13 protein-coding genes are annotated in these 23,323 nt (G+C 43.2%); 3 read left to right on the forward strand and 10 right to left on the reverse strand.

The features are described from left to right. Positions 1-11: 11 nt before the first annotated feature. From AQ505_RS20005 to AQ505_RS20050, 10 genes are all read right to left on the reverse strand, one after another. On the reverse strand, positions 12-2,285 hold the full coding sequence (locus AQ505_RS20005; protein ID WP_062549811.1) for a GH92 family glycosyl hydrolase: 2,274 nt from the start codon (positions 2,283-2,285) through the stop codon (positions 12-14). A 15-nt stretch (positions 2,286-2,300) separates the two neighbouring features. After that, entirely contained in the window at positions 2,301-3,272 is a 972-nt protein-coding gene (locus AQ505_RS20010) for a DUF4973 domain-containing protein (RefSeq protein ID WP_062549812.1), read from the reverse strand. A gap of 7 nt (positions 3,273-3,279) precedes the next feature. Then, a complete protein-coding gene (locus AQ505_RS20015; RefSeq protein WP_062549813.1) occupies positions 3,280-5,256 on the reverse strand; it encodes a RagB/SusD family nutrient uptake outer membrane protein in 1,977 nt (658 codons plus the stop codon). A 13-nt stretch (positions 5,257-5,269) separates the two neighbouring features. Then, the gene (locus tag AQ505_RS20020) at positions 5,270-8,338 is read right to left on the reverse strand and encodes a SusC/RagA family TonB-linked outer membrane protein (protein WP_062549814.1); all 3,069 of its coding nucleotides are present in this window, start codon (positions 8,336-8,338) and stop codon (positions 5,270-5,272) included. A gap of 18 nt (positions 8,339-8,356) precedes the next feature. Continuing rightward, positions 8,357-9,682: an IPT/TIG domain-containing protein gene (locus tag AQ505_RS20025; protein WP_062549815.1), complete on the reverse strand. Its 1,326-nt coding sequence runs from the start codon at positions 9,680-9,682 to the stop codon at positions 8,357-8,359. A gap of 435 nt (positions 9,683-10,117) precedes the next feature. Then, on the reverse strand, positions 10,118-12,610 hold the full coding sequence (locus AQ505_RS20030) for a glutaminase family protein (protein WP_062549816.1): 2,493 nt from the start codon (positions 12,608-12,610) through the stop codon (positions 10,118-10,120). 56 nt (positions 12,611-12,666) lie between these two features. Then, positions 12,667-13,860, reverse strand: a complete 1,194-nt coding sequence (locus AQ505_RS20035; RefSeq protein ID WP_062549817.1) for an aldose epimerase family protein — start codon at positions 13,858-13,860, stop codon at positions 12,667-12,669. Then, the gene (locus tag AQ505_RS20040; protein ID WP_062549818.1) at positions 13,860-16,322 is read right to left on the reverse strand and encodes a glutaminase family protein; all 2,463 of its coding nucleotides are present in this window, start codon (positions 16,320-16,322) and stop codon (positions 13,860-13,862) included. Before AQ505_RS20040 ends, AQ505_RS20035 begins: the two co-directional genes overlap by 1 nt. Before the next feature lie 200 nt (positions 16,323-16,522). After that, positions 16,523-18,355: a glycoside hydrolase family 2 protein gene (locus AQ505_RS20045; protein WP_062549819.1), complete on the reverse strand. Its 1,833-nt coding sequence runs from the start codon at positions 18,353-18,355 to the stop codon at positions 16,523-16,525. Between the two features lie 137 nt (positions 18,356-18,492). After that, positions 18,493-19,581, reverse strand: coding sequence for a glycoside hydrolase family 76 protein (locus AQ505_RS20050; RefSeq protein WP_231634941.1), 1,089 nt, complete (start codon positions 19,579-19,581; stop codon positions 18,493-18,495). A gap of 195 nt (positions 19,582-19,776) precedes the next feature. On the opposite strand from AQ505_RS20050, the gene AQ505_RS20055 reads away from it, so the two are divergent. The 3 genes from AQ505_RS20055 (at position 19,777) to AQ505_RS20065 (ending at position 23,322) form a co-directional block, all read left to right on the forward strand. Beyond that, complete coding sequence (locus AQ505_RS20055; protein WP_062549820.1) at positions 19,777-22,299, forward strand: beta-L-arabinofuranosidase domain-containing protein; 2,523 nt, start codon at positions 19,777-19,779, stop codon at positions 22,297-22,299. A gap of 131 nt (positions 22,300-22,430) precedes the next feature. Continuing rightward, on the forward strand, positions 22,431-22,844 hold the full coding sequence (locus tag AQ505_RS20060; protein ID WP_062549821.1) for a VOC family protein: 414 nt from the start codon (positions 22,431-22,433) through the stop codon (positions 22,842-22,844). A gap of 19 nt (positions 22,845-22,863) precedes the next feature. Next, entirely contained in the window at positions 22,864-23,322 is a 459-nt protein-coding gene (locus AQ505_RS20065) for a VOC family protein (RefSeq protein WP_062549822.1), read from the forward strand. Position 23,323: the final 1 nt, after the last annotated feature.

The following is a 23,323-nucleotide window of genomic DNA, read 5'->3' on the forward strand; positions in this document are numbered from 1 at the left end:
TTCCTATCATTTTACTTTCCTGCACTTAAAGAAAATGGCCGATCAGCTGCTGCAAGCCCTCTGGTCAGCGAGGGCTGGTCAGACATTTCCAGCTTTAACACCCCGCCATTCAGTAGATCACTGTGACGGATATAATTAGCTGTATACGGCTTCCCGTTCAACGTGGCTGATTTAATATAGACATTTTTAGCGCTGTTTTCAGGAGCCTCAATCACAAACTGCTGTCCATTTTCCAGGTTAATCGTCGTTTTCTTAAACATCGGACTGCCCATCACATACTGATCCGTCCCAGGAGTCACGCTGTAAAATCCTAAAGCACTCAACACATACCAGGAAGAAGTCTGCCCTTGATCTTCATCTCCCGGATAGCCGTTTTCCGTCGCATCATAAAGTTTAGACATCACATTCCTCGCATGAAACTGCGATTTCCAGGGCTGTCCCGCATAATTATAAAGGTACACCATGTGCTGAATCGGCTGATTGCCATGTGCATACTGCCCCATATTTGCCATCACCATTTCCGTCATCTCATGGATCATTCCACCATAAGTCCCTACATTCACCGTATTTGGCTCAGAAAACACCGAATCCAGCTTCGCACTGAAGTTCTGCTCACCTTTCATTAAATCAATCAAACCCTTCACATCCTGGAATACAGACCACTGATAATGCCAGGCATTCCCCTCCGTATAAGGACCTCCCCATTCAAAAGGATCAAATTTCGGCGTCCATTGACCATTCGCATCTCTCCCTCTCATGAATTTAGTGGAAGGGTCATACACATTTTTATAATTGTACATCTGTCTCTCAAAAATACCCGCGTAAAAATCATTACCGGTCATTTTTGCCAGAGTCCAGCCACAATAATCATCATAAGCATATTCCAATGTTTTTGCCGTAGCCTCCCTGTATTTAGGATAAGGCACATACCCCAGCTCGAAGTATTCTTTCCAGCCATCCCTGCCATTTGCAGGGCCCCATGGGCCTTTATTCGTCGATTCATGCAGGTAAGCGGCCAGGGCTTCTTTAGGATCAAATGTCCTGATCCCTTTTGCCCAGGCATCTGCCAGCAGCGAAATCGCGTGATTACCAATCATACTGCCCGCCTCACTTGGGAAAGACCAGGAAGGCAGCCAGCCGCATTGCTTATACGCGTCAATTAAGGCCTGCATATAACGGCCATGCATTTCCGGATGCATCAAGGTATTTAAAGGAAATTGAGCACGAAAAGTATCCCAGAAACCAGTATCGGTGAACATATAACCGGGATGTACTTTCCCATCATACGGACTAAAATAATAAGGATTTCCATTGGCATCGATTTCATAAAACTTCCTGGAGAAAATACTCGCCCTAAAGAAACAAGAGTAGAAAGTTGCTTTATCGGCTTCCGTTCCACCCTCCACCACTACTTTCGACAATGATTTGTTCCAGACCTCTGCAGCTTTCTCCTTAGTCACTTCCAAACTTTTATCTGCGCCTAACTCCCTGCTCAGGTTCAATTCTGCCTGCTCCATACTGATGTAAGAGGAAGCGGTTTTCACCTGCACTTTCAGGCCATCTTTGAACTGAACATAGGCGCCTTTACCTGAACCTTCAGCACTTTTCTCTCCGGGATTAATGGTGTTCTTCTTATTTTCCCAGGTGCCATAAGCTTTAAAAGGCTGGTCAAAATAGAGTACAAAAAAGCTTTTGAAACCTTCTTTAAAACCCTCTCCATTGTTTATAAAACCAGTAATCTTGTTTTCCTCCGGATAGATTTTAACCCCGCTGATGCCAGTATACCCATCTAAAACCAGGAAACTTTTCTTACCTGATGGATAACTGAACCGCAAATGAGCACCACGCTCAACTGGTGAAATCTCAGTAGTAATCTGGTTTTCGAACTTCACTTTATAATAATTGGGTTTCGCCACCTCATCATGATGACTGAACTTCGCTTCCCGATCATTTTCATTCACCACCAAACGGTCTGTCATAGGCATCAAAGAGAATACCGCATAATCCCTGGACCAGGAACTGCATTGATGTGCCTGTTGGAATCCCCGGATCTTATCTTTAAAGTACTGGTATTTCCAGCCATCGCCGTTTCTTCCGGTCTGAGGTGTCCAGGTGTGCATGGCAAAGGGTAAAGCAGTGGTAGGATACGTATTCCCCCTGGTCAGTTCATGTTTTGAATTCGTTCCCTGCAAGGTATTTACATATTTAACGAGGTCGGCCTTTTGGGCCAAACCTCGTACACTAACCTGCACACAAATGAAAAAGACAATAAATTTAAGTTTCATAATGGGTAATAAATATTAGGGTATAATGATCGTTCCCTGCTGGTCTTCATCAGGAATTAAAGTATTTCGTTTTCTTTCCAGAATCATAGAGCCCACAAAGCGGTAGTCAATCGGGAAGGTCGGATTTGAAATATCGCTGTATTGATACTCCAGAAAGACAGTGGTATAAATGCGCTCCAGATATGGCAGCACCCCATCTTTTTCTTTCTTGACGGTAAAAGTCCCACGCTGCTGAGAAAACCGTATCGCCGGATTCTCGCTGCTGAGCGTCACCGTTTTATTGCCCTCATTAAAGGAAGCTTTTATCTTATATTCTCGACGGTCAAGCGCCTCCTCTTCTGTAACTCCCGCAAAGAAAAAAACGGTTTTTTCATCCACCACATAAGCATTTCTAAAAGGTACCGTTAATGGTTTCTGCTCATTCTGAGGACGGTTCCGGTCCCATACCTCTGCAGCAATAGAGTATTTCCCAGAATAATCATTAAAAGGAACGATCCGCATCAGCGATTTTTTATATCCCCTGCCAGTAGCAATAGCCAGGGAAGAGGTCGAAATGATCTGTACCGGTAAAATGTACTTGTTGCTAAAATCCAGTCCTGCCAGCTTTAGGTTCAAGTTATAGGAGCCCTGGTTTTTACCGGCAGGAATCGTCGTATTCATAGATTCAAATTGATAAGCTTCCTTCGGAAGTTCATTGAAATACAAATCACTCCTCAGCCTGAAGCGCTCGAAATTCAGGTTCTGAAGGGTATCCACATCCGTATTGATGGTCACAGTCACCTCAGCACTATTCTCCGTAGATCCGCTCACAATAATGGGAACTTTTACAGGAATAGCACCACCCGCAGCATTGTATTTCACATGGACTTCCACCACGCCATTGTTCACAAAAGACACCGATTTCCGGAATAACTCATCCTGCCACTCCTTGTTACAGGAGCTGATGAGCATGCAGCCAATTACAGCCAATATATATCCTCTTTTCATAAATTTTCTAGTTAAAAGTAGTCCAACCTGGATTCTGGGTCAATTTTCTGTTCTTCCTCAGCTCACTATGCGAAATCGGCCAGAGGTACATTTTGTCAACAAAAATGGTCGGCATAGAAGGAATTGGAACCGGCGTATTGAACAAATCCCTTTGACTCTCCGTCATATTCATATTGCAGCCCGTCACTGCTGTAGCCTCTTCTACCGGCGCATCTTTCCATCTCCTCAGGTCAAAATACCGCTGACCTTCAGCAAAAAGCTCTATCTGACGTTCTCTTTTTATCGCTTTTCGCAGCAAATCCGTACTGCCATAAACCTCATTTCCATAATCAGGAACACCGCCACGGATGCGCACTTCAGAAATATATTTACTCATTTCTGGTATATCCCTGCCCACTATAATGGTTTCAGTACCAGTATAACTTGGTATCGAATAGCTGCCCGTTAATTCATTCATCGCCTCTGCATAGACCAGCAAAATATCAGCATACCTCATGGCTGGTTCTACCTTTGGCACGATAAAACCACCCTCCATATAAGAATCAATCGGGTTGTAATACTTCTTGATGCCCAGACCGGTCCTGATGTAAAAATCAGGAGAGGAAGCTTGTTTACCATTCGGGTGATCCCTGTAGTAAAAGACCTGGATATGGCGATTTTCAGGTTTCAAAGCACTGATATTTTCCCATATACTGCCATTGTAAGCTACCGAAGCATAGAAACGTGGTTCCCGCTCTGCATACTGTAAAGATACTTTTGCTGGTAAGGGTAAATGTCCTGTTGCATCGGTAGTATAACCCGCCCTGCGTGGGAAAAGTGCAATATCTTTCCCATCATTCATGTAATAAGCATCTGCTTGTTTCTGTGTGATGCCATGGGTATTCCATCCTTTCATAGAAAAGGGCATCTGGTGCAGAACCATCTGGTCTATCCCCTCAGAACTCTGCTCCATGACTCTGGAAAAGATCAGCTCCGGGTTGTCAGAATAAGAAATTGCCCCATTGAACAGCTGCCTGTAAGATTCAAAAGGATCAATATTCTTCCAGCCATTCGGAAAGCTCTGATCAGAATATTTCGGATGATACGGAGGTACGATGGTTTTCGGTTGGCCCGGCCCCTGATCTGCAGCTTTAAACGGCGCAGTAAAAAGACGGTAAACGTTCATATTGATGACATCCTTTGCCGCGGCGGCAGCCTTCGCCCATTTTTCATTCCTGTAGTCCTGTGGGATCAGTTTCTTCCCCTCATTATCGACTAAATTCGCCATCCCTGAATTACCATTAAACAGCGGGCTCGCGGCAAAAAGATAGACCTTTGCCCTTGCAGCAAGTGCAGCACCTCTGGAAGCACGCCCTTTATCCCGATTGGTATGGTACAGCGGCAGATCCCTTGCCGCCAATGCAAACTCTGCAGTGATGAAATCTACACATTCATCATAAGAACTTCTTGGTCTGGCGATCTCCTGATAATCTTTGGTGTAATCCTCCCCCTCATCCGGTAATAAAGGAATCGGCCCGTACTTCCTCAGTAATAACCAGTAGTAATAAGCCCGAAGAAACCTGGCCTGTGCCTTCGTATCGGCCACTTCAGTAGGCGTCATCTCTTTATTCTTGTCGATATTATGAATAAAAATGGAGGCATCACGAATCCCTTCATAACAGGACCCCCAGCTGCCTTGCTCCGATCCTTCATCATATTCTCCATTTTTGAACCGCTTGTAGGCATTACTCCTATCGCCATAAAACATATCATCGGATATAAAATTAAATGGTGTAAGTCCTTTACTGGCCACTTCCGCATTTGATCCGCGGAGGTGGGTATAAACATCAGCAAGCCACTGATTGGAATAATTTTTATTGGTAAAGACTTTATCCAGATTCAGGCGATCTTCTTTAAAATAATGCTCTGTATTGAGGTACTTTTTACAGGCTCCAAATGAAAGCAGCAAGGCCGATAGCGTGACTATATAAATATATTTTTTCATCTCTAATTTGTGATTAAAAGTTCATGGTCAGTCCTAAAGTGATGGTTTTTGAGATCGGGTAATTCATACCGCTTCCGCTTCCCAATTCCGGATCCCAGATTTTCAGGCTATCCCAAACCGCAAGGTTATAGCCCATCACATAGACCCTGGTCTTGTTCATATGGATGGCCGACAGGAAACGGGAAGGCAAGGTATAACCCAGCTCCACATTCTTTAAGCGCAGGTAAGCACCATCTCTCAACCAATAAGAAGATGCCCGGTAATTGTTTCCATTTCCACCGTAACTCAGCCGCGGATATTTGGCATTTGGATTTTCAGTGGCAGGATCCCCGGAGATTTCCTGAGAGATCCAACGATTTTTAGGATTTCCGATCTCTGTGAGCACATTGCCCCAGCTTCCATCCACAAAAGGAAAAACACTGGCCCCATTGATAAAATAAGAAGAGCTTCCGGCACCTTGTAAATGGACGTTCACATCAAAGCCATTCCACATCACCGAAAAACCAAATCCATAGATCAGACTCGGAATGCGTGAGGCTCCAATCGGGACCACATCATCATCGTTGATAATTCCATCCCCGTTCACATCTTTGTACTTGACATCGCCTGGCATATACTCTCCAAACATCTGTTTTGGGCTGTTCCTGATCTCTTCATAAGACTGGAATAAACCCAAATCTATCAGCCCCCTGGCCTGGCCATAACGAAATCCCTGGGTCATCCGGTAAGGTAAATTATTCGCCTCTTCATCGAACTCCAATACTTTATTTTTGGAATAAGTGACATTACCACGGAAGGTAAAATCTACTTTATTCACGCGTTTGTTGATATTAAATTGTCCGTCAAAACCTTGAGACTCCATTTTTCCAACATTTGCCCATGGGTCACTGGATACCCCCACCATGTCGGGCAAATGCTGTCTTTGTTTAAAGATTTTCTCTCTGGTATCCTTAAAAACATCGATTCTGAAAGAGAATAAATTACCTAGCATATTTAGGTCGAAGCCCAGATTGTGCTTCTTTGCCACCTCCCAGGTCAGCTGATCAGAGGCCACCTGCGCATAATACAATCCCGGATAATAATTCGGACTGATGCTCTCGCCAAAATTATATCCTGGTCTTTCCCTAATGTCACTCAGGTAGGGAAAACGAATGTTGCCAAAATTATCATTCCCCACTTCACCGTAGGAATAACGGACTTTAAAAAGGTCCAGCCATTTCAGATTTTTCTTTAGGAAAGCTTCTTCAGAGATATTCCAGCCTACAGAAACTGCTGGAAAAAACCCAAACTGGTGTCCGATTTTAAAATTCTCAGAACCAGTATAACCGAAGTTAAATTCTGCTAAATAACGGTCTCTGTAGCCATACATCACACGGCCGGATACCCCCATATTACGTCTGGCAATCCCCTTAATAATGTCACCGCCAACGTTAGAAGTTTCCCTTTGTTCGCGCTGGTTGTACTTGATTAAAGCCCCGATGTTATGTCTTTCATTGATCGTGGTATTGTAGATCAGGTCGGTTTCAAACATATTGATCCGCTCTCCCCAGGCATTAGATTCCTGATACATCAGCCTTTCCGGCGACAAGCGTTTCATGATTAAATTGCCATCTCTGTCGCGTCTGCGCTCTACATTGTATTGTTCCGGCCATTTCACCCGGTTGATGTTATTGTCGTTATTCGTATCGTAAGCAAAACGCCCGATGGCCTGCAAGCCCTTGGTGATGAAATCCAATTTCTGCTCCAGCGTAACATTGATCTCATTTTTGTTTTTCCAATATTCACGGTATCCGGTTTGGGTAGCTAATACCCATGGATTAGTCCGATCTGCAGTACCATAAGAAGGCACCAATCCATTGGAATACAGCACAGGAGTGGATACCGGCGACTGTCCCACTAAGGAATTCCAAATGCCTGAAGTCAGCCCCGGGAAATTCTGCTTTTCAAGGTAGCCCGATACGCCAAGTTTCAATAAAGTGGTCTTCGTAATGTCCATGTCTACATTGGCCCGGTAATTAGACCTCGACATGTTCGCATTGGTATTGTAATCCTTCAGTGATTTATCCGATTTATACATTCCTTCTTCCTCCAGGTAACTTCCAGACACGAAATAACGTACCGTAGAGCCCCCACCATCCAGGTTCAGCGCTGCCCGGTAAGTATTTGCACCGTCACGCAGCATGACGTCCTGCCAGTTGACATTCGGATATAGATCAGGATCAAGACCATTTTTAAAAAGCATCAGCTCGATGTCCGTATACAGTGGTTCCTGATTACGGGTGATCTTTGCCTCATTCACCAGGCTGGCATAAGCCGGGCCATCTACAAATTCTGGTGTCCGCGTACGGGTCAGGTAGCCGTACTCCGTTTTAGCGTTGATATTTATTTTTCCGGCATGTCCCTTTTTGGTAGTAATGAGCACTACCCCATTCGCCCCTTTTGAACCGTAAATCGCCGTCGCAGAAGCATCCTTCAGAATCGAAAACGATTCAATATCTTCCACATTAATCTCATTAAATGCACGCTCAAATCCATCTACCAGGACAAGCGCAGCCGTATTGGCACCAAATGTGGAAATTCCGCGAATCCAGAATTCGGACCTGTTATTTCCCGGTTCCCCGGAACCCTGCATGGCAATTACTCCAGCCACATTTCCTGCCAGGGCGTTCGTGATATTTCCTGTTGGTGTGCGCAGGTCCTTCACATTCACCGTGGTAATGGCCCCGGTTACCGTCACCTTTTTTTGAAGTCCGGTACCCGTCACCACCACATCTGTCAGCACGCTGGCTTCACTCTCTTTTAATACAATAGAAATCCTGGTTTTTCCAGCCACTTGAATTTCTTGCTTTTCATAGCCCAGATAAGAAAAAATCAGGGTGCTGTAAGTGCCCGTTTTGATTTTGTAAACTCCGGCTTCATTGGTCATGGTGCCCAATCCTGGGCGGTCTTTGACCACCACCGTGACACCAGGGATAGGCTTATTATGACTATCTGTGACCATTCCTGTTACTTCTATTTCTCCCTGCGCATACGTCATGATGCGGCAGAATAGCAGAAGTAATGTGATATAATATAGTTTCATTTTAAGGCGTTTTATAGGTTATTCGATGGAAATTGTGCGTATGCGACGGTTAATTAGATCAGCAACATAGAAAGTACCAGTGGTGGAATCGTAGATGATCCCATAAGGCTGATCAAACTGTGCATCCCTAAGTGCACCATCTGCGTATCCGGCACTGCGAGGCCTGCCTGCAAAAGTGCTGACCACTCCCTGAGGAGTGATTTTACGGATGCAATGGTTAAATATATCGGCGACATAGAAATTGTCATTTTCATCGAATGCGCCTTGATGCGGCTGGTCAAACCTAGCGTCTACACCTACCCCATCATTATGCCCTGCACGCCCTCTGCCCCCCACAAAATGTACGGGAGCCTCCAGTTTTCTGGTCTGTCGGTTATACCTGGATTTCAAAATATAATGCTGATTAACGACCACGATATAAGCGAAATCCCCGCTTGGCGCAAACTGAATGTTGAACTCCCAGTTGTTATCGTCTACACGGAAAAGCAGCTCTGAAGCATTATTTTCCTTGTTCCATTTAAATACCTCGCCTTTTTCATAACTGTTATAAAAAAAGTCTCCGGTCTGAGGATGTGCAGCACCCCCATTAGTAGTTTTATTATAAATCAAAGAGTTCCATTCGGTAAAACCAGAAGCCGGTGTCAAAGCAGCCGTACTCAAGCCCCTTTCATCCCATTGATCATTGGTCACATACAAGGTATCCCAGGTTGGACTAAAGGAAAGTGTTCTTGGTCTGTCCATGCCTTTACCCGTCCTGAACAAGGTCTTCACCTCCTTTTTTGCCATATCAATAAAGCGTAATCCCCTGCGCTGCTCAATCAGATAGATATTTTTATGCTGATCAAAGGTCATCCAGTAAGGTTCTTCAAACTGCGCTTTATCAAAGGTTCCATCTACAATAGCGGTCCTTCCATCTTTATCGGTAAAGCCCACCAGGGTGCTCACCGCCGGCATAAAAATATACTTGAATTCGTTCTTGGAAATGATTTCCTGAACCTGATCGCCATTGCCTACCTCGATCCTTACCGGGCCTATATTTGCACGGGATGGTACCAGGACGTATAATGCGGAGGTACTTGCACCCACCAATGGCGCACGCTTATTATTGATGAATACTTTAATCAAAGAAGTATCACTTCCGAAGTTATTTCCTTCGATCACCATTTGTGTGCCCACTCCCCCGCTATCGGGAAGGAAACGTGACAATTCAATTGGTTTATTTGGATCGTAGACCTGGACAGCAGGTTCAGTGTCCTTCTTGCATCCCCAGAGGAAAAACAGGAGTACAAGACAAAAAAGGCATAGCTTGATATGCACTTTTAAGTAGGTAAAAATTTTATTCATAATTGTTTATTTGGTTTAAAATTTGGTTCGCTAAATGACAGTCCACATCCCGCAGAATTTGTGCAATACAAATCCTGACGACCTGTAAGAGACCATCGATTAACATTTAAAATGAAACGCAAAATTTGTTTTGCGCAGACTAAAGGAGGCTTAGCCTGCTAAGTTGAATTCCCGAAATTAGAGTTGATGTTCATGGTCTGTTTTGGCTTGGTTTATATATTTGGTTATTCTTTTGAATTCAACTTAATCTTGGCAACGGAAATCATTAAAACATGATGAACTGTGTTCATCTAAACAATATGAATTTGAGCAGCTTTTTAGGACTGCTCAGTAGGATGAATACTCTTTATTACAATGATGTTGTACTCCTGTTATTTTGTACAACTTTTATTTTTTATAACTGTTACTTTTTACAACTTTTACTAATGATGACTGCTATTTTGTGTTACTATGGTTCTCTTGTTGCTGATTCCACTGGCTTTCCAATAGCTTGATAAAATAGCCTCCTACCACACTCCTTGCCGTAAAATTCTGACGAAGCGCATCTGTTGTCCCATGCCAGTCGCTCAGTGGAGAACGCGAAGGTGTTTCTATCGCATACAAGTAAATCGGATCGATGAAAGCTTCAAAATCAGCCCGGTTATCGGCCAGTACAGAGGTCCAGATCACCCAATCAGATTTAGTATAGGATTTGCGGCTATCCAGTGGTAAACCATACTTATTTTGTTTACCTAGATAATACTTCACTTCCTTCTCATAAACCGTTTTAGGAAATAGATCAAGACCTAATAACTTATCCCATACTAAATTATACTTCTGACTCCAGGTATCTTTTTGACCAAAAGCCAGGCTATAATGATCGCCATCATCTGCCAGCTCCATCCATTTTTTAGCCATTTCTTTAGCCATGCTGGTATACTTCGCCGCAGTTGCGGTTTCTCCCATTTGCTGTGCCATCCAGCCATAAGAACCTAAAGCCACAATCGCTTTCGCGGATAAATTTGCATTTCTATTCAGGTGACCTGCAAAATCATCTGTACACAATTGATTTCCAGGATCAAAACCTTCTTTACTCAGGTATTCAGCCCAGGTCGTTAAAGTTGCCCAATGTTTTTTCGCATATTCTGGATTGCCTTCTGCTTTTACAGTTGCCGCAGTAATGATGATCATATTCCCAGCTTCTTCTACCGGCATGTCTTCCCCGTAAGTCTGACCATTTGCTAAAGGATAAGTGCCTAAATCATGTGCAGGATAAGGTTTTTTCCACCTGCCGCTTTCAGAATATTCGAACATACCATTCAACAAACCTTTCACTAATTCCGGGTTATAAGCCAGAAATAAAGGCGCAGATGGATAGGTAAGATCCACAGTGTAAATAGAGCCGTTACTGTAGTTCTCTTTCGACATAAACAGCAATTCTCCCTTCGGACTTATCACTAGTTTATGCGCAGAAATCGCTTGTCTGTAGGCAAGAACGCATAAACCTGCATACTTCTCTCCTCCGGATTTAACCGCAGCAGTATACATCTGGGTATCGAAAGCATTACATTTTTCCAGGATCTGCGCATACTCATTGGCAGATTTTTGAAGCATAGCAGCAAAAGTCGTTTTGCCATCATTCGTCCAGTAGGCTTTCAGGTTTTCACCGAAATACTGTATCGATTCCAGGTCCTCATAAGCCAGCATCACAAACTGTTGTTTTGCCTTATCTTCTACCTGACCAAAATCCAGCACCGTATTCAGCGCATACTTTGTTCCTTTCACTCTATTGGTATTTATAGCTTTACTACCGGATTGAAATAAAGCAGGACTAGCGGAAGATTTAGCAATAAACTGCGTACTCTTTTGGGATTGAGGTACCGCTACATAGACATACCCCCAGTCGATCCGCACATTATCGCCACTTTTTTGCAGCACCGGCTGAGAAGTTGTTCCAGCTTTCAAAACCGACAATCCAGGAACCTTTAACGATTGGGCTTCAATTTCCTGAGCAGGTGTATGTACCGCCAGATCCGAGGAAGCAGCAAAAAGAATTTTCACCTGATGCTTCTTTTTATCATTGGATTTAACGCGGTAAGTCAGGTAAGAAACAGGTCTGGAGATCAAGTCCAGATGATCCATCAACAATGGAGAAGTAAAGGCAAGCTCTAAATCAACACCGCCAGCTTTAAATGAATACGTAGTCTGGGTTGCTTTTACCATTCTGCTGGTCTGTGTGGCCAAGGCAACTTTAGGGTTGTTTGCAGGATCATCTGTGGAAAGCCCAACATCCAGCCATTGTCCACCAGCTGTGTTTTCAATGTGGACGGCCAAAACATTGTTTCCTTTTTTCAGGCTTTTCAATGCAGCTCCTTTTATAGGCACATATACATACTTACCTTCCGTGAAACCTATTTTCTTCAAGACCTCCTGGCCGTTTAAATAGACAGCCACATTGTCATCATGGTTGATTTTAAGGTATAATACCTTTGGAATTTCGGCACCAAGCTGAAAATCTCTAATTGCCCAAAGGTGTCTGCTTTTCCATTCCGTTCCTGCCTCATCAGGACGGTCGCCAAAAGGCGCCGCACCTGATTTCCAGCCGGAAGCGTCAAAGTTAAGGTCATTCCAATTCGATTTTGGCGCAGTTTCCGTATAACGGAAGGTATAAGGCTTTTCATCTGCAGCAGCCAATATGGTTTTATAAGTCCTCTCGGAATGCCCCATGAAATTATAGGACTTTCCATCCACCTGAATCAGCCCGCTCAATGCTTGTTCCGCACCTGTCCAGTGTGAAGTTGCGGATTGGGTCAGCTGATCGGTAGTAGACCAGATGCTGAAATAAGGATCGTGAGTAATTAAAGGGTATGCCGGGGCCTTACGCTGCTGTGCCTGAGCAGATACCAGCGTAAGTCCTAGAGTTATAAAGGTTAAAATTTGACGAATCATATAAATAGGGGATCTTTTCAATTTGATTGGATACGGAAATGAATTGGATACGGATGTTATTTAGCGACCGAGAATTGATAAATGGACTGGCTCTGATAAGTTTCGCCTGGTTTCAATACTGTCGTCGGAAAGGACGGATGATTTGGGCTATCAGGAAAATGCTGCGTTTCCAAAGCAAAAGCCGTTCTGAAATCATCTTTATGATTTCCTTTCATGGTATTTTTACTTTGCATAAAATTCCCGCTGTAAAACTGCAGACCCGGCTGATCGGTATATACGCGCATCAAAATCCCGGTTTTATTGCCAGTCACCACAGCCACAGCATCATTCGCCCCATGCGGATTCAACACAAAATTATGGTCATATCCCTTTCCATTATCCAATTGAACGTTTTTAATCTCAATATCCTTTCCTATAGTTTTAGGTTTTGTAAAATCAAAGGGCGTACCTTTTACACCCTCTATTTTTCCAGATGGAATTAACGTGGAATCAACCGGAGTATATTTATCTGCATTGATTTCAAGCAAATGATTTAATATACTTCCGCTCGCTGAGCCATTCAAATTGAAAAATGCATGGTTGGTTAAATTGACAACCGTCTTTTTATCGGTGGTCGCTTTGTAATTGATTTTAAGGGCATTGTCGTCGGTTAAAGTATAAGTTACCGTCACCTTCAGATTTCCAGGAAAGCCTTCTTCCATATCTTTTGATAAGTACTGCAGTTCTAAAGTTTGTGCATCTGGCTGTGTGGCTTCCCAAACTACATCCTGATACCCTTTTTTTCCGCCATGTAAAGTATTCAGCCCATTATTGGTGAAAATTTGATAGGCTTTCCCGTCCAGGGTAAACTTTCCTTTCGCAATCCGGTTGCCATAGCGACCGATCGTAGCGCCAAAATAAGGCTCTGTAGAATTCTGGTAGCCATCAATACTGTCAAATCCAGCCACTACATCCACTAATTTCCCCTCTTTGTCCGGAACAAATAGTCCAACCAGCCGGCCACCAAAATTGGTGACCAGCGCTTTTGAACCAAACTTATTTTTAAGACTGTACAGGCGAACCGGTTTACCGTCTATTTCTTTTTCAAAGTTTTTAGCTGCGATACTTGTCGTATCTGTAAGGCCTTGACTTGTGGTATCTGAAACGCCTTGATTTCCTGCAGACTTTTGCGAATTCATAGTACAGGAAGATGCAAAGAGCATCGTGCCTAGCGCTAAAGCTGGAATAGTTTTATTTATATATGCTTTCATTACCTTTTATTTAACTTATCATCCAATAATTTCATAGAATATCCACCCACTACACTACGTGCCTGGAAGCCAACTTGTTTTCCGTCTGTAGTCTCATGCCAGTCGCTCATTGGCACCCTGTCTGTAGTTTCAACTGCAAACTTGTATATCGGATTGACCAGCTGATCAAAATCAGCTTTGTTGTCTGTCAATGTTGCCGTCCAGATGATCCAGTCTGATTTGGTATAGGTCCTGCGACTGTCCAAAGGCAAGCCGTAAGCTTGTTGCTGTTTCAGGTAAAACTTGATTTCTTTGTCATAAACAGCCTTAGGGAAAATATCCAGCTTCAGAACTTTGTCCCATACCAGGTTGTACTTTTGGCTCCAGCTGTCTTTGTTGTCAAAAGTCAGGGCGTAATGGTCTCCGGCATCAGCCATCTGCATCCATTTTTGCGCCATTTCTTTGGCCATATTTTTATACTTCGCTGCGATCTCCGTTTTTCCTAATTGTTCCGCAAGCATGCCATAACTGCCCAGGGCAACGATCGCTTTAACCGATAAATTGGCATTACGCGCCAGGTGACCCGCAAAATCATCCGTACAAAGTTGATTGGCAGGATCAAATCCTTCTTTACTCAGGTAATCTGCCCAGATGCTCAGCGTTTCCCAGTGTTTTTTTGCGTACTCCGCATTGCCTTCCACTTTGGCAAGGGCAGCAGTTAAAATGATCATGTTTCCAGACTCTTCTACCGGCATATCTTCGCCGTAAGTTTGTCCGTTTCCTAATGGATAAGTACCGATATCATGCGCTGCATAAGGCTTTTTCCATCGGCCGCTTTCACTATAATAAAAAATACCGTTCATCATGCCTTTCAGCAATTCTGGATTATAAACCAGGAATAATGGTGCAGAAGGATACGTGATATCTACCGTATTGATAGAGCCGTTACTAAAGTTCTCTTTCGAAAGAAAAAGCAATTCCCCATCCGGGCTTTTCACTAATTTATGAGCAGAAATCGCCTGTCTATAAGCCAATACACAAAGTTTCGCGTATTTTTCGCCCCCGGCATCCAATACACTTTTGTACATCGAAGCATCAAACTCATCACATCTTTTCAGGAGTTGTTTGTAGCTATCGGCAGCAATGACCAATTCATTTTCGAAAGTCTTATCCCCATTGGTATTCCAGTAGGCTTTCAGGTTTTTACCAAAAAACTGAACCGATTCCAGGTCGTCATAACCAAGCATCACATATTGTTCTTTTGGGGTACTTCCTACCTGTCCGAAAGAAAGCTGAGTACTCAATGATAATTTAGTGCCAATAGCAGAAGTTGATTTAGCGGTTTGATTAGGGTTCACAAAAGCATCAACCGCATCTTTTAAAGGCAATACATATTGACTGCTCGAAGCTCCGGTAGGGGTAGCTACATATAAATAACCCCAATCTATTCTAAGGTCGTCACCAGCTCTGCTCATGATCTTCTGATCCACAGTTCCTGCTTTCAATACCGAAAGGCCTTTTGCATTTGCCTTAGATACTTTTACCTTTTGTCCGGTAGTATTCACGGCAAGATTGGTGGAAGCATTAAAAAGTACGGCTACCTGATGCTGCTTCTTATCATTTGATTTTACACGATAAGTAATATAAGAGATTGGTCTGGAGATCAAATTCAAATCATCCATCAATAATGGAGAACTGAAGGTTAAAGAAAGGTCTACCCCTCCTGCTTTGAAATCATAACTGGTTTGCGTGGCAGTGATGTCTGCCCGCTTCTGCTCTGCCATTAAAATTGGTTTTACCGCCGGAGCAGAAGAAATCAACCCGGCATCCAGCCAGGCGTCACCAATGGTATTTTTAATATGGATAGCCAGTACATTTTTACCTTTTTTAAGGTTTTTCAGTACCGCGCCTTTTAAAGGGATATAGGAAAAGCGGTTGCTGGTCCATCCGATAAAGCTATAAATCAAATCACCATTCAGGAAAACTTCTACGTTATCATCGTGGTTCAGTTTTAAAGTCAAGTCTTTTAAGGCAGGATCTTTGAGTTCAAAAGTTCTCCTTACCCATAATTCTTTGGTGGTCCAGGCGGTCTTTGCACCATTCCTCAAATCACCAAATGGTGCTCCGGCAGTTTTCCAGCCAGCAGCATTAAAATCAATACTTTTCCAATTTGCAGCCGGTGCAAATTCCGTATAGCTGAACTGATAATCTGCATCATCAGAGGTAGCCAGCACATTGGTATAAGGTTTAGACGCTGCGCCTAAAAAACTGTAAGGAACGCCGTCAACTTTAATAATTCCCGTTAAGGATTGTTCTGTACCTGTCCAGTGTTTGGTAACAGAGGAATTTACCTGATCCGTGACAGACCAGACGCTAAAATAAGGATCGTGTGTAATTAAAGGATAGGATGGGGCAATGCGTTCCTGAGCGGAAGCATTCCACAGCATAGCCGATAAACCTAAAGTCATCAATATTCGTTTCATATATTTTGTGGTGTGTTTGTGTGTTTTATATTTTCCGCATTCTATATATATATATATATATATATATATATATATCTAAACGTATAGATACATAAACACAAGATGTCTTGATAGGCAATCCTGTGTTTACATTTCAGCCCTTTACGCCGTATTTCTGCATGCTAACCTCTATTTTCTAAGTTTTGGCTTTAGTTTATAAATTAAGGCTTAACCAAATACAGCCTATCGTTTGCAGTTTTGATTTTTGCTTCAGGGAGTTTTAAGATTCTATCGTAGGTCATCAGCCCATTTGTTTCCTGCTCCACATCGGTGGTCTGTGTATATACCGCAGCCGACAATCCTTTTTTGATTAAACCTTCCAGGCTTCTGATAAAGGAATCATACTTTTCGAAAAGTTCATCCGCAGTTTTAAATGACTGGTATCCCCAGTTGTCTTTATCCTTCCAGGTATGCCCTGCTACTGGCAAGCCCAACCCGCCAAATTCTCCGAGAACAATTGCATGTGTAGTCCCAAAAAGGTCTGGTCTTGGCATTTTTGGTTCTGGATAATGGTGTAAATCGACGATATCTCCAGTGATGACGTGATTGCCGCCACTTGCACTATTCACCAATCTGGAAGGATCTTTTTTCTTGGTCCATTCTGCAATTTCCTTCGTTTTAAATTGTCCCCATGCTTCATTGAATGGCGTCCAAACTACAATTGAAGGGAAATTATGAAGGTCCTCCATGATTTTACTCCATTCTTTGCGGTACATGGCTTCTGATGCTGGACTCCGGTCTTTATCCGTTCCTCCCATTGTGCCCAGATTCGGTTCCCAATGGTTTCCAAGATCGCCGCTCGGCATATCCTGCCATACCAGCATCCCCAGCTTATCACATTCGTAATACCACCTGGCCGGTTCTACTTTAATGTGCTTGCGAATCATATTAAAGCCCATTTCTTTGGTTTTTATGATGTCGAAAATCAAGGCTTCTACTGTAGGCGCAGTATATAAACCATCTGGCCACCAACCCTGATCTAATGGACCATATTGGAATACAAATTCATTGTTCAGCAACATCCTTTCAATGCCATGCTGATCCTTGGCCATAGATGATTTACGCATGGCGAAATAACTACCAACCTGATCAATCACTTTTCCTTTACGGAGCAATTCAATTTTTAAATCATATAAGAAAGGGCTTGTTGTAGACCATAATTTTGGGTTTTCTATCGCTAAAACCACCTCTTCATTAATATCGGCTTCCTTTTTAGCGACTTCATTTTTACCATCAAATGCAGTAATTCTGACCTGATCCCCTGCTTGTGCAGCCGCAACATTTACATTTACTGAAAGTGTTTTTGCATCAATATCCGGAGTATGTTTTGTAGAAATCAAATGTGTTTTTGGAACGCTTTCCAGCCAAACGGTCTGCCAGATACCGGTAACAGGAGTATACCAGATTCCTTCTGGCTTTCTCACCTGCTTCCCTCTTGGCTGCGGCCCTTCATCTGTAGGATCCCAAACGCGTACTTTTATTTCCTGTGTACCGCTTTTCTTAAGCAGGCTGCTGATGTTAAAAGTAAATGGATCGAAACCACCTTCGTGCTTTCCTGCGCTTTTGCCATTCACAAAAACCTCAGCCTGCCAGTCTACTGCACCGAAATGCAACAACACTTCTTTATTTTTCATATTGGCAGGAATGGTAATGTGATGCTTATACCACAATACACTGTCTTTACCTACCGTTTTTCCTACGCCTGACAATGCTGATTCTACTGCAAAAGGGACAAGGATACTGCCTTGATATTTAACCGGATCATTTTGATCTTTTGGAGTAATCGCATAACTCCAAAGGCCATTCAGGTTTTTCCAGTTTTCTGAACGAACCAATTGAGGGCGGGGATAATCCGGCAAGGGAGCTTTCGGATTAACCTTTTCCGCCCAAGGGGTTGTTATTTTATCTTTAATTAATGTCCAATTTTTTTCTTGCGCAGGCAAGGAGGAATAGCTCAGCACCAAAAGCAGTGCGCCGGATAGTAGTCTCTTCATAAAGTTCAATATTTGGTGATCAAATATTGGAATTTACTCTTTAGATCGTCCTACAATTTTGTATCATAATTTCCTCATTTCGTCTCTATTTAATTAAAAATGAGCACATAAGGGTTTAAAAGCATTTATGACGGCCATTACTGCGCTAATTGTCTGAGTCGGGCATAGATCTCCATCATTGCAGCCTGATCAATTAAAGTTTTCTCCTGGTGTTCGCCAAGCAGGTTTGCGCCATCCCGTTCTTCGGTCCAGATCCGCTGGGCCTCATTTCTGAAAATATTGATCCAGTCGGGATTCTTGTCAATTTTATAAAGTTCGATATTGCCTCTTAACAAGACCGCATTGAACCAATAATGTCCGGGTAAACGATTGTCTTTAAAAAAATAGCTTTTAGCCGCTTTCGAAATCTGCTGTGCCTCTGTTAAATATTTCTTTTCAGCAGTGATGCCGAACAATAAGGCATTGGCCTGAAGCATTGCCCCCGTATTATAAGTATAGAATTTGCGGTCGATCTCCCCGGAAGGGATTTTTATTGCGTCATAAAACAGCCCTTCCGGAGCACGAAGTGTTTTATTGGTCCAGTTGTACACTGCTAAGGCCATCTCCATGTATTTCTTCTCTTTGGTAATCTTATATAACTGCAAAGCGACCAATATAGCAGGTGCATTGGAGCAGGTGTTTTTGGTACTGAAATCACCGTCCTTCCAGTATAAACCTCCACCAGCTTTCTCATCTACTCCTGTAATCATATAATCGTAGACCATGATCGCCTTTTTCAGGTACCCGGCTTCCCGGGTACGGTTATACGCATCCAGGTAAGCAATCGCGATCCACTGGTTATCATCATAAAAACGGGAGCTCAACCGCTCGGCGGTTACATAATCCTGATAAGCCACAGGCGATTTTTCACTATAATACTGATCAATCGCTTTATTGACCGGCTTCAGATATTGCTGCCGAGCATCTAATACATCCATTTCATTCGCCGCCTGTACCAATGCACATAGCGGCCATAACCAGGAGTGCGGGTTTTCCTTTTGTATGGAATCCGTGGTTTCAAAATACAGACCAGTCTTCCGGTCTCTCAAAAGGTGGTTGATATTTTTATGGATCGTCGAAGTATACGCTTTAAAATTAGCCGTCTTTTCTTTAAAACCGGAAGACTGGGCAAAGGCAGCGGAAGTTACCATGCAGGCTATGCACGCAAAAAATGTAAATGTTCTCATAAATCGTTTATTTTAACGAACTGGCTTAATAGTTTAAAGCTGAATGTAAGCTAAGCGCTTTTTGCCAGCCTTTCTTCAGCAAAACAGATCAATTTTTCAACAAAAGCGATCATTCTGAAAGCACAAGTAACTGATATCTGGCATTTTATAATAAACTTACCTTTTAAACACACACAAAGAAACCATTTATAAATTATGAACCTCAGGAAATCCATGCTGTTGATGCTGGCTATGACTCCGTCATGGCTATTTGCTCAAAATGAATCCAACGCGCAATACATTTTTAACCGAATTCCACTAAATACAGCCGCTTACGTACAACTGCCATTAGGCAGTATCAAAGCTAAAGGTTGGTTGCTAAAACAACTTCAGCTGCAAAAAGATGGTGCCACAGGAAATGCGGAAGCACTTTATCCGGAAAGCGGCAACCTTGGGGCTGAGTCCGACTGGTTAGGTGGTACCGGCGAAAGCTGGGAACGGGCCCCCTATTACGTAAAGGGACTGGTCGCATTGGCTTATACCCTTGGAGATACTGAATTAAAAGCAAAAGCAGAGAAATGGATCAACTGGACATTGGATCACCAACAGCCTAATGGTGCATTTGGCCCCGTTAAAATGAACGACTGGTGGCCAAGGATGCCCATGATGTACGCGGTTCAAAGTTATTATGAAGCAACTGCCGACAAGCGCGTCATTCCCTTTTTCAGCAGGTATTTTAAATACCAGCTGGACAACCTCGATCAAAAACCTTTATATGAATGGAGCAAATCCAGAACTGCCGACAATATAGAAATCGTCCTTTGGCTTTATAACAGAACCGGAGAAAAATCACTTTTAGTACTGGCAGAAAAGCTGAAATTACAAGCCTATCCATGGACAGACATTTTCACAAACAACCAGTTTTACCATTATGGAGATGATTTCCATACCAAACACAGTGTGAGTGTCGGACAGGCGCTTAAATTCCCCTCCCTCTATTCACAGCTGAACAACAGCCCATTTTACAGGGAAGCGACTCAGAAAGGGATCGACAATTTAATGAGAGACCATGGACAATCTACCGGTATTGCCTCGGGCACAGAATTTCTTGCCGGAAGAAGCTCATTTCAGGGAACCGAAACCTGTACCGTAGTAGAATGGATGCAGAGCCTGGAAACCGCAGCAAGAATCATCCATGATGCTCAACTTGGAGATCGACTGGAAAAGATTGCTTTTAACACTTTGCCGGCTCAGTTTAGCAGGGACATCAAATCCCATTTATACTATACACAGCCGAATCAGGTACTTTGCAAACATGGCAATTCCGGCTTTGATGAAGATTATGATGGTGCTTTACTATTGAGCCCCTACTCAGGAATGGGCTGCTGCAGGTACAATATGCACATGGGCTGGCCGTATTTCGTTAAAAACAGCTGGGCCGCTACACCAGATAAAGGTCTGGCCGTAATTGCTTATGCCCCTGTAGAAGTCAATGCTTTCGTTGCAGAGGGCATTCCGGTGCAGCTCCAGGTCATGACCGATTACCCTTTTGAAGAAGAAATCAAAATAAAAGTCACGTTGGAAAAGACAACCCAATTTCCACTAAAGCTCCGCATTCCGGCATGGTGCAAAAACCCCTTAATTACTGTGAATGGCAAAGCCTTGCCAGGTGTTAAAACCGGTCAGATTTATACCATTAGCAGGGTATGGAACAGCAATGATCTGGTTAGTCTGAACTTCCCAATGGATGTAAAACTGAGCAATCAGGTCAACAATTCAGTGACTGTAGAACGCGGACCGATTGTTTACGGACTGCAGATGGATGCCAAATACAGCATTAGCAAAAAACACCCAGTGGATGGCTTTTTCGATTATGAAGTCGCTTCCGGTTCCCCATGGAATTATGGATTACTGCTCAGAGGCAAAGACCTTAAAGAAAGTATCAAAGTTCAGCGTACTGCAATGCCCGAAAACCCTTTTATACAAGCCAATACGCCTGTAAAATTAAAGGTCAAGGCAAAGAAAATCCCTTCCTGGACTATGGCCTATAACAAAATGCACTCACTGGAAGTCCCTCGAAGTCCGGTAGCCTCCTCCGAGCAGACAGAAGAAATCACCCTGATACCATTCGGATCGGAAAATATCAGGATCAGTAATTTCCCGGTGATCGGAATACCAGAAATTGCAGTAAAAACCTATAAAGAAAACTTCAGCAAGGCCACACTAAAAGATTGGCTCCTCTATGGCGGCAGTTGGTTTATTAAAGATGGCGCCATCCATGCCGCCTCTAACAAAGGTTCCTGGGGATATGGCATACATGGCTCTAAAGCCATCGCCAGCAATACCAATTTTAAGGACCTCAGTTATGAAGCAAAAGTACAGCTGAACTCCACAGGTGATGCGGGACTAATGTTTAGAGTAACCGATCATGTGATCGGAGCCGACGCTTATAATGGCTATTATGTAGGCATCAATGCCGAGTCTGGACAGATACAATTGGGTAAATCTTCCCATCAAAAATGGCTGGTGCTGGCCTCTGCAAAGCAGCAGCTGGAAATTGGCAAATCCTATCCGGTTAGAATAGAAGCGAAAGGCGCTGACATCAAAGTATACTTTAAAAATGGAGTAAAGCCTATATTCTCTGTGACCGATGGGGAATTCAGCACCGGAGCTATTGGCGTCAGGGCATTTGATGCGCTGGCTAGTATTACCGATCTACAAGCACAAGCAATTAAATGACAGGCATTTCCCTTGAACCGTTCATCAGATGATTTTAATTAGTCGCATTTCCCCCCTTAACTTGTCACTTTTGCACATCCTAACGTAATCGGTATTACTGTAAATTTGAATAAACTAATCAGAAAAAACTCATGGCAACTCAAATTTTTGTCAACCTAGCCGTTAACGACCTCAACAAATCTGTTGAGTTTTTTACCAAACTTGGTTACAGCTTTAATCCTAAATTTACCGACGAGAAAGCAACCTGCATGATCATCAGCGATACCATTTATATTATGCTGCTGACCAGACCTTTCTTTCAGACTTTTACTAAAAAGGAAATCATAGATGCTCACAAGTCTTTGGAGTGCTCCATTTGCATATCTGCTGACAGTAAGGATGCCGTGAATGAAATGGTAGATAAAGCAGCAGCAGCAGGCGCCACGATACCAAATCCGGCCACCGACTACGGCTTTATGTACCAGCACAGCTTTGCAGATCTTGATGGTCACCACTGGGAATTTGTATGGATGGATCCTAATGGCGCGCCTGAACATCAGGGATAATTTTAAAGGAAGATAAATTATGGTAGAAAATAAATTAATAAGGATGGACAATGTCGGCATCGTTGTGGAATCGCTCGATAATGCCATCCTTTTTTTTTCGGAGATTGGTTTAAAACTTGAAGGGCGGGCCATAATTGAAGGAGAATGGGCCGGTCGTGTAACCGGCTTAGGCGATCAACACGTAGAGATTGCCATGATGGTTACCCCTGATGGCCACAGCCGTCTGGAGCTTTCCAAATTTCTCCACCCTGCTCCTGTTTCAGACCATCGTATATCCCCTGTAAACACACTCGGTTATTTACGTGTCATGTTCACCGTTGAAGATATCGATGAGCTGGTAGCCAGGCTCATCAAAATTGGTGCTCAGCTCGTTGGAGAAATCGTTCAGTATCAAAACTCCTACCGACTGTGTTATATTCGTGGAGCAGAAGGTATCTTGGTTGGTCTAGCCGAACAAATAGCCCTAAATAAGGATTAGA

The sequence above is a fragment of the Pedobacter sp. PACM 27299 genome (assembly GCF_001412655.1).
GTDB lineage: Bacteria > Bacteroidota > Bacteroidia > Sphingobacteriales > Sphingobacteriaceae > Pedobacter.